The sequence below is a fragment of the Peribacillus sp. B-H-3 genome (assembly GCF_048572925.1).
Lineage (GTDB): Bacteria > Bacillota > Bacilli > Bacillales > DSM-1321 > Peribacillus.
In genome coordinates, this window is record NZ_CP183879.1 from 4,288,482 (window position 1) to 4,303,421 (window position 14,940).

General features: G+C 41.6%; 10 protein-coding genes. 2 read left to right on the forward strand and 8 right to left on the reverse strand.

The window, feature by feature from the left end; translation table 11 throughout:
• Positions 1-139: 139 nt before the first annotated feature.
• Complete coding sequence (locus ACN6MY_RS21350; RefSeq protein WP_419881965.1) at positions 140-2,299, forward strand: cell division protein FtsA; 2,160 nt, start codon at positions 140-142, stop codon at positions 2,297-2,299.
• Between the two features lie 62 nt (positions 2,300-2,361).
• On the opposite strand, the gene ytxJ is transcribed toward ACN6MY_RS21350, so the two are convergent.
• The 3 genes from ytxJ to ACN6MY_RS21365 form a co-directional block, all read right to left on the reverse strand.
• Positions 2,362-2,685 (reverse strand): bacillithiol system redox-active protein YtxJ, encoded by a 324-nt coding sequence (gene ytxJ, locus ACN6MY_RS21355; RefSeq protein WP_419881966.1) that lies wholly within the window; start codon positions 2,683-2,685, stop codon positions 2,362-2,364.
• A gap of 105 nt (positions 2,686-2,790) precedes the next feature.
• Positions 2,791-3,375 (reverse strand): YtxH domain-containing protein, encoded by a 585-nt coding sequence (locus ACN6MY_RS21360; protein ID WP_419881967.1) that lies wholly within the window; start codon positions 3,373-3,375, stop codon positions 2,791-2,793.
• Between the two features lie 30 nt (positions 3,376-3,405).
• Entirely contained in the window at positions 3,406-3,894 is a 489-nt protein-coding gene (locus ACN6MY_RS21365; RefSeq protein WP_419881968.1) for a DUF948 domain-containing protein, read from the reverse strand.
• A gap of 444 nt (positions 3,895-4,338) precedes the next feature.
• On the opposite strand from ACN6MY_RS21365, the gene ACN6MY_RS21370 reads away from it, so the two are divergent.
• On the forward strand, positions 4,339-5,454 hold the full coding sequence (locus tag ACN6MY_RS21370; RefSeq protein ID WP_419881969.1) for an aminopeptidase: 1,116 nt from the start codon (positions 4,339-4,341) through the stop codon (positions 5,452-5,454).
• Positions 5,455-5,769: 315 nt separating this feature from the next.
• On the opposite strand, the gene murC is transcribed toward ACN6MY_RS21370, so the two are convergent.
• From murC to ACN6MY_RS21395, 5 genes are all read right to left on the reverse strand, one after another.
• Entirely contained in the window at positions 5,770-7,071 is a 1,302-nt protein-coding gene (gene murC, locus ACN6MY_RS21375) for a UDP-N-acetylmuramate--L-alanine ligase (RefSeq protein ID WP_419881970.1), read from the reverse strand.
• Between the two features lie 450 nt (positions 7,072-7,521).
• Entirely contained in the window at positions 7,522-10,437 is a 2,916-nt protein-coding gene (locus ACN6MY_RS21380) for a DNA translocase FtsK (RefSeq protein ID WP_419881971.1), read from the reverse strand.
• A gap of 867 nt (positions 10,438-11,304) precedes the next feature.
• On the reverse strand, positions 11,305-11,598 hold the full coding sequence (locus ACN6MY_RS21385) for a putative quinol monooxygenase (RefSeq protein ID WP_419881972.1): 294 nt from the start codon (positions 11,596-11,598) through the stop codon (positions 11,305-11,307).
• Between the two features lie 932 nt (positions 11,599-12,530).
• Complete coding sequence (locus tag ACN6MY_RS21390; RefSeq protein ID WP_419881973.1) at positions 12,531-13,796, reverse strand: MFS transporter; 1,266 nt, start codon at positions 13,794-13,796, stop codon at positions 12,531-12,533.
• 125 nt (positions 13,797-13,921) lie between these two features.
• Positions 13,922-14,929: a LacI family DNA-binding transcriptional regulator gene (locus ACN6MY_RS21395; protein WP_419881974.1), complete on the reverse strand. Its 1,008-nt coding sequence runs from the start codon at positions 14,927-14,929 to the stop codon at positions 13,922-13,924.
• Between the last annotated feature and the right edge of the window lie 11 nt (positions 14,930-14,940).

Consider the following 14,940-nt stretch of genomic DNA (forward strand, 5'->3'; position numbering starts at 1 on the left):
AAAAAGTATGTTACATTTCTTATATAATTTTTAATTATTATAAATGAAAAGTAATAGAATGTCACTTATTTTTTCTTTATTAAACAAACGCTTTTAAGCGTTAAAGTATAAAAACCAAATTAAAGAAGGTGTTTTCGCAGTGCAAGAAAAACTTTTTGCTCTTGATATAGGTACAAGAACAGTAGTTGGAATTATCCTTGAAAGAAACTCAAACGGTTACAGCGTCCTGGATATTTTATCTAAGGAACATTCTGAGCGTGCTATGCTGGACGGCCAAATCCATGATGTTGTAGCCGTATCCAGGGTGATTGAAGGCATTAAAGCAGAACTGAAAAAAAAACATGGCCCATTAAACCAGGTGAGTGTCGCTGCCGCAGGAAGGGCATTGAAGACAGAACGCGCAAAAGTCGAAATTGATATAAAAGGCAAGCCGATCATGCAGCGGGAAGATATCCTCCACCTGGAGCTTACTGCCGTCCAGAAGGCACAGGGGGCAGCAGCCGGACAAGATGACACTCAATCAGGCTATCATTACTATTGTGTAGGATATTCCGTTTTATACTATCATCTCGATGATCAGGAAATCGGGAACCTTATTGATCAGAGCGGTGAAAAAGCTTCTGTGGAAATCATTGCTACCTTTCTTCCTAAAGTAGTCGTGGAGTCCCTGCTTGCTGCCTTGAAGAGGGCAGACCTGACCATGCAGGCATTAACACTTGAGCCCATTGCAGCCATTAACGTGCTCATTCCTGCTTCCATGCGCAGGCTGAACATAGCGCTTGTGGACATTGGTGCCGGAACCTCTGATATAGCCCTTACAGACGCAGGGACTGTGATTGCTTATGGAATGGTTCCTGTCGCAGGAGACGAGATTACAGAAGCTATCAGCGATGCCCTGCTGCTGGATTTTCCAATGGCTGAAACGGTTAAAAGACAGCTGAACAGCAAAGAAGACTTCATTTCCGTAACAGATATCCTCGGATTTAGTCATGACATGCAAAAAAGTGATGTGATTACAGAAATATCGGGAGCACTTGAGCGGCTTGCAGGCTCCATTTCTGATGAAATTCTTTCTTTAAACAATGGAAATCCCCCAAAGGCAGTCATGCTTGTGGGGGGCGGCAGCTTAACTCCCGATCTCCCAGGTCTGCTTGCCAATAAATTAAGCCTTCCTGCCAACAGGGTGGCAATCAGGGACATAGAGGCCATACAAAATTTGGTTTTCCCGGATACAATGCTTAGTGGTCCAGAATTTGTTACACCAGTCGGCATCGCTATAGCTGCTGATAAAAATCCTGTTAAATATTTGAGTGTGACTGTTAATAATCAAACCATCCGATTATTCGACATGAAAAAGATGACGGTGGGAGATTGCCTGCTCACTGCGGGAATCAAATTGAATAAATTATACGGAAAACCTGGAATGGCCATGATTGTCCAATATAACGGCAAGTCAGTGACCATACCTGGAACTCATGGCTCTAAACCGGAATTATCACTTAATTCCATGGGGGCTTCACTTGCAGATGAGGTATCAGAGGGAGATGTGATAACTGTTATAAAGGGACAGGACGGGATGCAGGCTAACTATTCTATCGCAGAGCTTGCCGACCATATACCTCATAAATCTGTCTCCATTAACGGTGAAAGATATATAGCTTCAGCAGAATTAATCAGAAATGGCCAGCCAGTTACAGGTGCAGAGCCGCTAGGTGATCATGATGTGATTGAATGTAAAATGCCTGAATCCATCTCATCATTGCTTTCCCGATTAAAGCTAAAAGATTTATTGACCAATATTCACCCTTTTACTGTACAGCTTGATGATAAAACAATCAGACTGCCGGCATACTCCCATAAGCTGAAGAAAAATGGAATGGAGGCTGATATGAATGATTCCTTTGAAGACGGAGATGAGCTGATATTTATTGCACCACAGCCTCCAGAAGCACAGGATTTACTTAATGAAATAAACTGCCAGTCCGTTTATTCAATACCCATTTCTTTTAACGGCAAAAAAATGTCCCTATCAAAACAACTCTCTGAACTCCATCGTGACGGAGAACCTTTAGGCGATCATGACGTAATAAAGAACGGAGATATATTAACGCTGATCCAGCATAAGATGGAGCCATTTATCTTCCAGGATTTATTCCGCCATGTTGAAATTGAAATGCCCCAGGATTCAAATGGACGTTTTATTCTAATAAAAAATAATAAAGAAACCAGCTTTCATGAAACCGTCTCACCTGGTGATGAACTTAAAATCCTGTGGCCGACCGCCATGAAAAATTTCTAAGAGCCCATAATAAAAGGATGCATCCTGCCGAAAAGCACGGATGCATCCTTTTACCTCTGAAGTTATTGAACTGCTTTTGTTAAGGATTCATTTGTTATTCTGCTGTGAGAGGCATTCCATACCGGTTCTCCATTTTTAAATAGGATAGCCTGGGGAGATTCATGCCTGATATTGAACTTGTCTGCAATGTAGGCGGAAAGAGGTCTCGCTTCCTGTACAGCCAAATAAGCAGTATTAATGGCTTCATTTTCTTTAACAAACCGTTCATACTCACTAAAAGCCGCGCCGCTTATCGGGCATGTCAGGCTATGCTTAACAAGCAAAAAACTGTCCTGTTTCAGCAATTCTTCAAATTGCTCCTGAGAATCAATTTTACGTGCATTCATTTTTGAACTTCTCCCTTCAGTCATGCAAGATTTACCGCATGCGAAAAAACAAATGGCGGTGAAGCCATATTATCACTTCACCGCCACTATATTCAAACTCACTGCTTACTTGTTAAATTTATTCTCTGTTTCTTCAAATGCCTTCTTCGTTTCATCAAGTTTTAGCTGAGCTGCATTTTTATTGCCGCTTGAAAGATCAGCACTGCTGTCTGATGACGCATTGTCAGTTGAATTGTAGGAAGTCTCTACAGAAGTAATGGGAGAGCTTGATTCACCTTGTGTGCCCGTTGATGTTTTCCTCGTAGCATTCGATTCGCCTGAACCTGTTTCTTTATCACCGGTTTTTAAGCTTTTCACTTTGTTCATAAGGTCAGCAGACTTGTTTGTTACAAGTTCTGAGACAGTGCTCGTTTTGTCTTTTGCTGTGCCTGCAATGGTTGTGCCTTTTTCCATAGCTGCCTGGCTGAGCTTTATCGTTTTGTCTGAAATATTTTTTGCCTGGACATTGAAATCGCTTCGCAGCTCTTTCCCGGCCTTTGGAGCCATGAATAGTGCTGTAGCAGCACCAACCATCCCTCCGACAAGCGCTCCAATGATGAAATCCTTCGAGCTGCTTGATTCGCGGTCTGCCTCATATGTTTTTTGGTAATCCCTCGTATATTCCTTTGGCTGATATTCTTTCTGAGTCATTTTCATTCTCCTTCCAGTTTTCGTATTTTTTTAATATCTGGATCTTAAGAATCTTTTCTTTGGCAATTCATCTGAAAGGCCTTCAACAGGCACTGAAGATGATGGCTTGGATTTTCTTGCTTTCCATTTGTCCTTGATTTCCAAGGCTACATTGCTCCATTGTACGATTTGCGATATTTTTTCCTGGTTGTTGTCAATTTCAAATTGAACCTTTTCAGAAACCTTCTGCATGGAAGTGTTAAAGCTGGAAATGGAGTTTCCAACACCTTTAACCGCATTTACCACTGTATTCAGATTTTCTGATTTATGCTGCAAATCTTCAGCAAGGGCATTTGTTTTATGAAGGAGCTGAGTAGTTTCCAGCGATACTCCCTGCATTTGCCCTTCCAGCCCTGTCAGGGTCTGTGCAACACTGTCAAGCGTTACCTGCAGGGATTTCAATGTTCTGGACAGGAAAATCACAAGGACTAAAAATGCGACTGCTGCCACTGCTGCACTCAAATATAGTATAATCTCCATGGGGCACCTCCAATTTCAAAATTCAGTACATTATGTACTAGTAACTTGTATGTTTAATACCCTTTCCCTTTTATTATAAACGTATTTATTTTTTCAATATACCCTAGAAAAAATCCTTCTTTTTGTATTTATTTTTCTTAGGTTTGTTAAAACAACAGTTTGCTGAATTATGCACGCTGGTTACAGCGGATTGGCCTGGTAGGGTTATCCTCCTTACATTCGAAACCCTGCAGGCTTAAAGACTGCGTGGAAACCCGACCAGCTCTCCCAGGGATCTGCATTCTAAGCGAAAATCAGCAAGCCAGTTTGGCCATGAAATTTTCTTCATTATCCAATAATCAAGACAGCCTGCCTATTTTATTTCTATTTCCGAAATATTTATTGTAGCAGAATCCAAAGAATCGGTTACAATAGAAAGGAATCGTTAATATTGGAGGCTGTGTAATGAAAGATCCCAGAATTGAAAAACTAGCGAAAAACCTTATCAACTATTCTGTTAAGCTGCAAAAAGGAGAAAAGGTTCTTATAGAGAACTTCGGTCTGCAGCGCGAGCTTGTCAATGCTCTTGTAAAGGAAGCCTATGCTGCGGGCGGATATCCATTCGTGCTGCTGAAGGACCATAAAGTAGACCGGTCATTATTAATGGGAGCAAAGGAAGAGCAGTTCAATTTAATGGCCCAGTTCGAAGCGGATGTAATGAGCAAAATGGATGCTTACATCGGCCTTCGCGCAGGGGATAACATTAGCGAGCATGCTGATGTGCCTGCAGAAAAAATGGCCATTCACGGAAACACCATCGGCAAAAAAGTACATAGAGAAATCCGTGTTCCAAAAACAAAATGGGTGGTCCTGCGCTATCCAACCAATTCAATGGCTCAATTGGCCAAAATGAGCACAGACGCTTTTGAGGACTTTTATTTTGAAGTCTGCAACCTTGATTATGGAAAGATGAGCGAAGCAATGGATGCTCTTGCCGGCTTGATGGACAAGACCGACAAAGTGCGTATTGTCGGGCCAGGAACAGACCTTTCATTTTCCATTAAAGACATTAAAGCCATAAAATGCGCAGGCGAATTAAATATTCCGGATGGAGAAGTGTATACGGCTCCGGTCAAGGATTCAGTCAACGGCGTTATCACCTACAATACTCCTTCTCCTTATCAGGGCTTTACTTTTGAAAATGTAAAGCTTACGTTTAAAGACGGAAAAATTGTGGATGCAAAAGCTAATGACACACAAAGGATTAATGAAATTTTCAATACAGACGAGGGTGCCCGTTACGTGGGTGAGTTTGCCATCGGTGTTAATCCATTTATCCAAACGCCGATGCAGGATATCCTGTTTGATGAAAAAATTGACGGAAGCTTCCACTTCACTCCAGGCCAATGCTATGATGATGCTTATAATGGCAATCACTCAAACATACATTGGGATCTTGTGAATATCCAAAGACCTGAATACGGCGGCGGGGAAATCTATTTTGACGATGTCCTGATCCGTAAAGACGGCAGATTTGTCATCCCGGAGCTTGAGAAACTAAACCCGGAAAACTTAAAATAATTTTATCAGCAAAAAAAAGGAAATCCCGCGGGATCTCCTTTTTTTATTGATGTTTCGGCCAAAGAAGGCAAAGAGCGCCTTCTTTGGCCAAAACCCTATTTTGCTTGGGCCCCCAGGACGGGGGTCACAAAGACGTTGCCGCAGGACGCGGCGTTTTTAGTCTTTGATCCGCACCAAGGCGCTTTCGCTTTTTATTAGTCCAGCTCCAGCGCCTAGCTCGCTGTGCAAAAGATGTTTTGACCACAGAAGGCAAAGAGCGCCTTCCATGGCCAAAACCCTATTTTGCTTCACGAGCTTAACAGGCGCTTGCGCTTTTTATACTTCAAGCAGTTTTTCGTATGCGCTTTGGAATTTTTGGATGTCTCCAGCGCCCATGAATAAAATGACGCTGTGTTCGTGTTTCTTCAAGAGGTCTGTATTTTCTTCGGAAAGTAATTCAGCACCAGGAATTTTTCCCTGCAGGTCTTCAATAGACAATTTTCCCTGGTGTTCTCTTGCAGAGCCAAATATTTCACAAAGATACACTTTGTCTGCCAAGTTCAAGCTCTCGGCGAATTCAGCAAGAAATGCTTGTGTTCTAGAGTAAGTATGCGGCTGGAATACGGCAATGATTTCACGGTCCGGATATTTTTGCCGTGCCGAATCAACCGTAGCCTCTATTTCAGTTGGGTGATGTGCATAATCATCAATAATGATCTGTCCGCCTGCTTCTTTTTCTGAAAAACGGCGTTTCACTCCGCCAAAGGTCAATAATTCTGCTTTGACAGTTTCCGTATCCAGATTTTCATACTGGCAAAGGGCGATCACTGCCAGGGCATTTAAAACATTATGTTTTCCGAATGTAGGAATCGTGAATGTGTCATAAAGTGTATTTCTGACATGCACTTCAAAAGTTGTTCCTTTTTCAGAAACCGTGACATTACGTGCCTGAAAATCATTTTCTTCTGCAAAACCGTAAAAAATGACCGGAACTTTTGCCTGTATGCTTTGCAGATGCTCATCATCTCCGCATGCAATGATTCCTTTATTAACCTGAAGGGCCATTTCCTGGAATGCCTGGCATACGTCTTCAACATTTGCAAAGTAATCAGGATGGTCAAAATCAATATTGGTCATAATCGCATAATCCGGATAGTATGAAAGAAAATGACGGCGGTACTCACACGCTTCAAAAACAAAATACTCAGCGTCTTTTATGCCTTTTCCTGTTCCATCCCCAATTAGATATGAGGTCGGCTTTGCGCCGCCCATGACGTGGGCCAGCAGTCCAGTAGTCGATGTTTTGCCATGAGCCCCTGTTACCGCAACACTGACAAAATTCTTCAGAAAATCGCCAAGGAAACGATGATATCGGATTACTGGCAGTCCAAGCTCCATCGCCCGGACAATTTCCGGATGTGTGTCAGGAAAAGCGTTGCCTGCCACAATCGTCATATCCGGCTGTATATTTTCCTCATTAAAAGGAAGAATTTTTATTCCTGCTTTTTCTAAAGCAACTTGTGTAAAAAACTTTTTTTCATAGTCGGAACCTTGAACCTGTAAGTTCATATCATGAAGCACCTGTGCCAGCGCACTCATTCCTGAACCTTTAATACCAACAAAATGGTAAACAGTCATATATAGAACCTCCACCAATCGTCTATCTGTATGACAGTATATGACGTCATCTTTTTATTTGCGTTTTTCTCTGAATACTGTCCAATCCTTCAGAAACACCGCTTTTTTTTGAAAATCTTTACTTAATTAAATGGCTAATGAGTTTGGCTGCAATCAACAAGGATTAATTATACCACCTTTTGATTAAATCAGCCATGTCAGGATGATTCCAGTTACAACCAAAAAGTCAGCACCCTGTACACATTCCCTGCTTATTATTATATACACTAAAACTAAAGTTGTTCAGAGACGGCTTTTTGCTTATGGCTCTGTTAATCTCGGCTATTCATTTCCCCTGCAGGCACCAGCACCCGCATGGGTTTTGAAGCCCATACTGCTTTCGGTCCGCGGGGCCTCCCGTTATCTGCACTTGCGGCAGGAATCTCGCTCCTTCATTGTACAACTGTTTTTTCAGGAATTAGTTTCCAGAAGAAACTCGAGCTCGTCCTCTGAAATCAAGACATCCCTTGGCCTGCTTCCTCTCGATTCGGAAATAACACCTTGCTTTTCCATCATTTCCATCAGCCTTGCCGCACGGTTATAACCTACCCGGAATCTCCTCTGCAGACTCGATGTAGAAGCATTATTCTGATGAACTACAAATTCGCAGGCTTCAAAAAATAATTCATCCGTTTCCTCGGAAATCTGTGCTTTATTCAGCAGCTCATCTTGTTCAAATAAATAATTCGGCTTTTGTTCCCGTTTGACATGGTTAACCACTTGGTCAATTTCTTCATCACTGACAAATGTCCCCTGCAGTCTTACTGACTTGGAAGATCCATTCTCAGCAAAGAGCATGTCTCCCCTCCCCAGCAGCTTTTCAGCTCCGCCGCTGTCAAGAATGGTCCGTGAATCAACCTGTGAAGAAACGGAGAAAGCGATCCGTGTCGGAATATTTGCTTTGATTAGCCCTGTAATGACATCAACGGAAGGACGCTGTGTTGCAACAATCAGATGAATGCCGCATGCCCTGGCCTTTTGTGCAATCCTTGAAATTGCTTCTTCAACATCGGCCGGCGACATCATCATCAAATCGGCAAGCTCATCAATGATTACTACTATATATGGCAGTTTGATGGAATATTGCCCAGCTTTATCTGCATTATCGTTAAAACGGCCTATATCCCGCACCCCTGCATGCACAAACAATTCATATCGCCGCTCCATTTCCTCAACCGCCCATTTTAATGCGGCCGTGGCAGCTTTTACATCCGTGATTACCGGGCTGACAAGATGTGGAATGGAATTATACGGAGCCAGTTCAACCATCTTTGGATCAATTAAAAGCAGTTTAAGCTCCTGCGGGGTGGCTTTATATAATAAGCTGACAAGCATCGTATTAATGCATACGCTCTTTCCTGAGCCTGTTGCTCCGGCAATCAGTCCGTGAGGCATTTTCCTCAAATCCGTAATGATTGGCTGCCCCGATATATCAAGGCCAAGCGCAACGCTTAAAGGAGAATCATCTTGCTGAAAGGCTTGGCTTTCAAGTACTTCCCTTAAAAATACCGGCTTGCTCTTTCTGTTCGGAATTTCAATTCCAATGGTATGTTTTCCAGGTATTGGTGCTTCCATCCGGATATCCTGAGCAGCAAGGCTGAGCTTGATATCATCCATCAGATTAGTGACTTTATTGACTTTAACACCTGGCTCAGGCTGAACCTCAAAACGGGTTACAGCAGGCCCCTGGGTAACATTTACAACAGCTGCCCGGACATTGAAATTCTTAAGGGTCTCATTCAGCAGCAATGCCTGCTCATCGAGCCAATACTCATCACTTTCTGCTTCTGCTGCAGGAGTAAGCAAATCAATATCAGGGAAAACATAATAAGGATTTTCTTCTAAATGACTCTCAAGCTCCTGATCTGAATCTCCCATTATGCTTTTCTCCTGCAATACGCCTGCAGATTCTACTTCATGTTCTTCAGATATTTGCTCAGTATGGGTATCTTCAGATTCAAAGACAATATTTTCAGGCTTCACATCCTGATTAATGGCTTCCGCTGCTGATGGGAGAGCAGAAGGAACGGCTTCAAAAACCTCCGCAAGTTCTTCCCTTTCTGCGACAGCTGCTGCGGCTTCCTCTATGCTTTCCAGCGCTTGCGCATTTGCTGCGATTTTCTGTTCTGACTCCCGTTCTGCAGCTTGTTTTGCTGCGATTGGGCTAGGGCTTTTTTTTTCAGTAAAGCTGCTAAAGAAATCCAGCTTTTTTTTATCCTGCTTCAGCATGACTACATTAAAAGGAAGATGTTTTTTTGGACCCTGAATCACATCTGCTTCCAAACGCCTTGCTTGATCATCCTCTTCTATAGACTGCACCGCTGCCGGTTCTTCTGTTTTTTCCGGTAAACTTTCCGTTTCTGCAGGGATGATTGCAGCCGATATGCTTTCCTGCACAAAATCCGATTCATATGCCATTGTATCTTCAACTGCGGATGGCAATTCCTCTGAAGGCATCATCATTTCTTGATCGTTCACCGGCGCTTCTGGGGCTCGATTTTGTTCTGCATGATTCATAGAAAAGGAAGTCGGCGGAATTTGGGAAACTTCAGCTGCGGTGTTTTCCTGAACAGAAGTTTCATTAACAGGCTGAATAATTAATTCCTCCCCGGCCGATTTTTCAGGATTCTCCTCCATTGCTTCTGATGCATCCTTTTTCTTCTTATCTTCCAGGCTGCGAAGATAAGCGGGTACTTCCATGTCTGTATTGGAAGCAAATTTGCTTTTCAGCTCATGCTCAATGGTTTCCTCTTTTTTGACAGGTGGTTTTTCAGGCCGCTGTTTGTACCCGTAAATAGGAGAAGGAATTTCGGTTGGCCTGAAGGGAACATTAGATGGAATAATTTTGTTTGATAATTTGTTTTCTGCTGCTGCTTTTGCAAAGCCAGGATTTTTGCTTTCTTCCTTTGGGCTTCTTTCAATGTTAAATGGAGTCTTTCTTTGTTCTTTATTAAGTTTTACTTCCTGTTTATTATTCTCTAGGCCCCGTTCAGGCTTACGTCTCCTGGCCGGTTCGCTTTTTCTTCGCACCTGTTTTTTGACAGGATTACTCTGGTCTGGAATTATAGGGAATTTAAACTCCCCTTTGGGATATTGAAACAGGATTTTTGTATTTGGCTCCCTCTGATTTCTTGAAGCTTGATCAAAAAGTTTCTTTTCCTTTTGCTTTTGCTTTTCTTTTTCGAGGTTCTGTTCCTCCTGATAAGCTGAAAAATCCATTGTCTTAAGCTTTTCTTCATCAATAGGCTCGTCTATGATTATTTCTTCTATTTCTATAATTTCTTCTTCATCCTGAAACCAATTTTTAATTTTATTTAGCCATTTCAAATCTATCACTCTTTCCACTAGCTTGTCGTTCAATTATTAATTCTAACAGTATTTTTAAAAATATCGAGTAAAAATAAAATAATAGGAAAATATGTGGAATGCCCCCTGTACAAAGGAGGGGACTTTTATAACTAAGCTCTTTGAGCCCTCCCCTATTAAACCCCTCTTCTATAGTTTATAAACCTCTATTTTATATTCCAATATAATTTTTTAAAAAGAAATAGGCTGCATTTTCATTTGTTTTACATATAAATGCCCCTGCTAAAAGTTATAATTTTAATAGTAATGATCCAATAAAGCATTTTTTTAATTTGAAAATGAATCGTATGGTGCACATTACGCGGGATATCCTGAAAAGTATGGGTCCATCTTTAACAATTTGAACTAGTGGAAGGTCCACTTAGATTGTCGATAAGGCTCGATAAAACAAGACAGCATCCAGCATCCTTATTGGGCCCATACTGAAGCCCATGGTCTCTCAATTAAAAAGGATGATAAAGATTACGATGTCGTGTCATTTTCGATTGACTCTCTTAAAGGTCAAATCACTTACCACGTTGCTTGAATCCGCAGTAAAAGAGCAACCAATAAAAACTGGTTACCCCCATAATCCGAACGCGGGTGCGCAGCGATCTTCATCCGAAAAGTTTTTTGCCCCTTGACCGATGATCCCGCCGCCTTGGCTTCCGGCATGGGAGGTTCGGGTGTCCTTCATGCTGGAAGGTTAGCCGGCTTTTGCTGTTTTACGATTCGGAAGGCAAAAGGGAAAAAATCCAAAATAAAAGCAGCCCTTAGGCTGCATTCCTTTGATTTCATCCATTGAACTTGGTCTTCACCGCTCATTTGTTGAACGGTGCTCAAATTACTTTATTGAAAGATCTTTTGTAAGCGATAGACTTCACGTGTATCAAGTAAAGGAGCTATGTTTTGTCGATATTCCTGATAATGATTCGATTCCATATGGACCTTAAGTGATTCTTCGTCTTTCCATGTTTCATAAAATACGAATACTCCCTTATCTTCCAGCGATTCATGTAACGTATATTCAATACACCCTTTTTCGGCACGCGAAGGTTGGATCACTTTTTCTAATTCTTCCCGAAGAACCTGTTCTTTTCCTGGTTTTGCTTTTAAAATCGCATTAATCGTAATTGAAGCCATGATGACCCTCCATTTATCCAGAATTTTTAACTATCCATGCTTCCAGTTAATAGCCTTTCCATATCATCTATTGTTGTTTCATCTAGATGCGGCCGGGCAGTCTTATTATAATCCTGCGACAGAACATTCTCTTTCGTCTTAAGAATTTCTTACCGCGTTCCGCTTGCTGGCCTCGATAAAAAAGGTTAGAAAGTAGACTTTAACCTTTTTTATCAAGGTAGTTTTATAGTTATACCCTGCTTGATATAATCTGCATTCTAAACTGTCAACTGCTTATTCAGTTCTTCCCCCAACGATAGCATTGCTTAGAATATTTTTCAAATGCTCATAATTTGTTTGCCAAGTACTTCATCTTCAAAGACTGAAGCAACCAGTCCTTTCCTCATGTATACGGCATACTTGAGCAAATAGGCTTTACTCAAGAGCAAATCCCGATATTTTACAAATTCACTTATAAAGGTAATCGTCGTTATTGTATTTCCTTCCCTGAAAGTATGAGCTCTCCATATTTCTGACATGACATGCGCTAGATGATGTGCTCCTTCATTCGCAGAAAAGGAAGCCCAGGAAGTTCATACATCCTAGTTAAGATCCCGATCAAGTGGGATTCTACTATATCATAATCCATGAACTCAAGCCTATTTAGCAGTTCGCACAAACATTCTCTCAATTTCTGCCAGGATCTTATTACGAGTCTCAGGAATCCTCTCGCAAACAATCGTTTTCATGTTTTATCCCCTTTACTTTATAAGTGCCTGTCCGTGATAATCACTTTTCGTTAGTAACTCGGTCCTGTAATCGAAAAGAACCTGTAGAGTTAAAAGTGATGTTTGAGAAAAAGTTCTCTTAAGGTAAAGACCTTAAGAGAACTGGGATCAGCTTAACTAGTCTAGGTTTTTGAGGTACCTCAAGAAGATAGATGTTCTTACTTCTTATTTACCAACCACTACTTCTCTTGTTTTTGAATGTGCCTGAACGATGATCGGTTGCACAAAGCGGATGACCGCAAGGGAAGCAACAACCGCTAATCCGCCTGCCAATAGGAATGCAGCAGTATATGTCCCTGATTTATCTACGATGAAACCTGTTACAGTTGGTCCGATAATGCCTGCTGTGTTTGCCAGGAAGTGCATGAATCCGCCAACAGATCCCACGTTATTCTGATCAACGACATCTTGGATAATAGCCCAATAAATCGCACCTGTTAAATATAGGAAGAACACAGACAATGCGACCAAAACTACTGCACTGGTTGTTGTTGTTACAAGACCAGCTAGACCTATACATACGGCAGATGTAAACAAACAGGAAACCAATACAACCTTACGAGAGAATAGTACGCCTTTTCTTGCAAATTTCTTAAACACATAATCCGAGACAAATCCTCCTGCAGCAAGGCCGATAAACCCAAAGATCCATGGAATGACGGTTATAATACTCATGTTTTTAACACTCATTCCACGTGCATCGACTAAATAACTCGGAAACCAAGTGAGAAAAAAGAATAAGATATAGTTATAGGCAAAGAAGGCAAAAGCTGTAAATAGAACGGTTTTTTGCTTTAAATAGAATGTTAACGGCCGTTTTTCATGGTCAGCCACTTGTTTCTTGACCCTTGTTGAGAATTGAGCATTTGACGGTTTATCTTTGACAAATTTCCACCAAGCTATAGTCCAGATCAGACCAATGATCATAATTAGAATGAAAGAGATCTTCCAGCTGTAAGAAATGGCAATAAACCCAACAATCGGTCCTGAAATGGCACCGCCAAGTGGTGATCCGCTATTTGTTAAGCCGATTGCTGAGGCGCGCTGGTCCGAAGGAAACCAGTTATTGACCATTTTATTTATGGTAGTTGACAAAGGGCCTTCTCCCATTCCGAATAAAACACGGATGATGATTAAACTAGTGAACCCAACAGCAAGTGCTACCGCACCACTGAATAAGGACCAAACGATCATCGCGACAAAGAGCGTGAGTTTTGCCCCATATTTATCCGAAGCCACTCCTCCGATAAAATTAAAAATCGCATACCCTACTGAAAAACTACTGAAGATGATCCCGAGCTGAGTCGCTGAAAGTTTTAAATCATCGGTAATGAAGGGTGCTGCTATGGAAAGAGCAGATCGATCCAGGTAGTTGATGATACCAGCAGCGAATAAGAGAATAATTACGGCAAGTTTACCTTTTGAGAACATTTGATTACCTCCCTCAATATAGTTATGGTTATTCCATAAACGTTTACATTTTTAATTTTCTTACTTTTTAAGTTCTAGGTAGACTCACCATACTTAAACCATGATGTAATGGCTGTCTCCATAGATTAACAAGAATTCCTCTCGATGAGACTAGGACTCATCCTGATAACGCTAGTTGCCTTGCTTCCCTGACCTTTATGTTTCATCTGATCCAGCAATAAGTCTACTGCCTGTTTAGCCATCTCGTTCACGGGCTGAGAGACCGATGTGATTGGTGGTGTAAAGAAACTGGAATACGAAACCTCATCTATCCCGATAACAGCCACGTCTTCTGGAATTCTCAATCCTCGATCGCTGATATATTTAAGAGTTTCATCTAGTACGATATCATTTCCGGCGAGAAGAGCCGCTGGAGGTAAATCAAGACTGAACAATTCCTCAAGGGCAGTGGAAATCATGGCTTGATCTGCAGTCTTGATATACTCATTTCTGAACTTAACTCCATGTGACTCCAGTGCAGCTTTATATCCTTCAATCCTTTCCAGACGAGGAGTGATATTTCGGATGATGGACGATGTCAGGATAGCGATCCTGTCATACCCTTTCTCCATGAAATGATCAACCGCCAATTTGGCAGCCAGATGGTTATCGAGCAGCACCGTTGCGATATCAAGATCCTCAATGGTTCGGTCCATGAAGACAATCGGAAACTCATCCTGAATCATAAGTTGATATAAGTCGAGATTGTCTCCGGTCGGAAAGATGATGATTCCGTCCACCTGCTTTGCCCTCAGCATTTGGATATACTGTTTTTCTTTCTTAGGTTCATCGTCCGCATTACAAACAATGATGTGAAATCCCTGTTCGTTAAAGCAGTTTTCAATAGCACGAATGATATGTGTGGAAAAGGAATGAAGGATATTGGCAACAATTACTCCTACGGTAAAGGTCGCTTTCTGTTTTAAACTGCGGGCGACAATGTTCGGGTGGTAATTTAATTCCTCAATCGTTTCTTCAATTATTTTCCGGGTCTTTTCACTCATGTAATCAAAGCGTTTGTTTAAATATTGCGAAACTGTGCTCTTTGAGACATTCGCGCGTTTTGCAACATCTGTTATCGTCATTTTTTTCATGTTTTTACCCC

Bases quoted from the DNA above. Each gene is read 5' to 3' on its own strand.
- ytxJ (WP_419881966.1), bottom strand. From the start codon at position 2,685: ATGAATGCACGTAAAATTGATTCTCAGGAGCAATTTGAAGAATTGCTG.
- ACN6MY_RS21360 (WP_419881967.1), bottom strand. From the start codon at position 3,375: ATGACTCAGAAAGAATATCAGCCAAAGGAATATACGAGGGATTACCAA.
- ACN6MY_RS21365 (WP_419881968.1), bottom strand. From the start codon at position 3,894: ATGGAGATTATACTATATTTGAGTGCAGCAGTGGCAGCAGTCGCATTT.
- ACN6MY_RS21370 (WP_419881969.1), top strand. From the start codon at position 4,339: ATGAAAGATCCCAGAATTGAAAAACTAGCGAAAAACCTTATCAACTAT.
- murC (WP_419881970.1), bottom strand. From the start codon at position 7,071: ATGACTGTTTACCATTTTGTTGGTATTAAAGGTTCAGGAATGAGTGCG.
- ACN6MY_RS21385 (WP_419881972.1), bottom strand. From the start codon at position 11,598: ATGGCTTCAATTACGATTAATGCGATTTTAAAAGCAAAACCAGGAAAA.
- ACN6MY_RS21390 (WP_419881973.1), bottom strand. From the start codon at position 13,796: ATGTTCTCAAAAGGTAAACTTGCCGTAATTATTCTCTTATTCGCTGCT.
- ACN6MY_RS21395 (WP_419881974.1), bottom strand. From the start codon at position 14,929: ATGAAAAAAATGACGATAACAGATGTTGCAAAACGCGCGAATGTCTCA.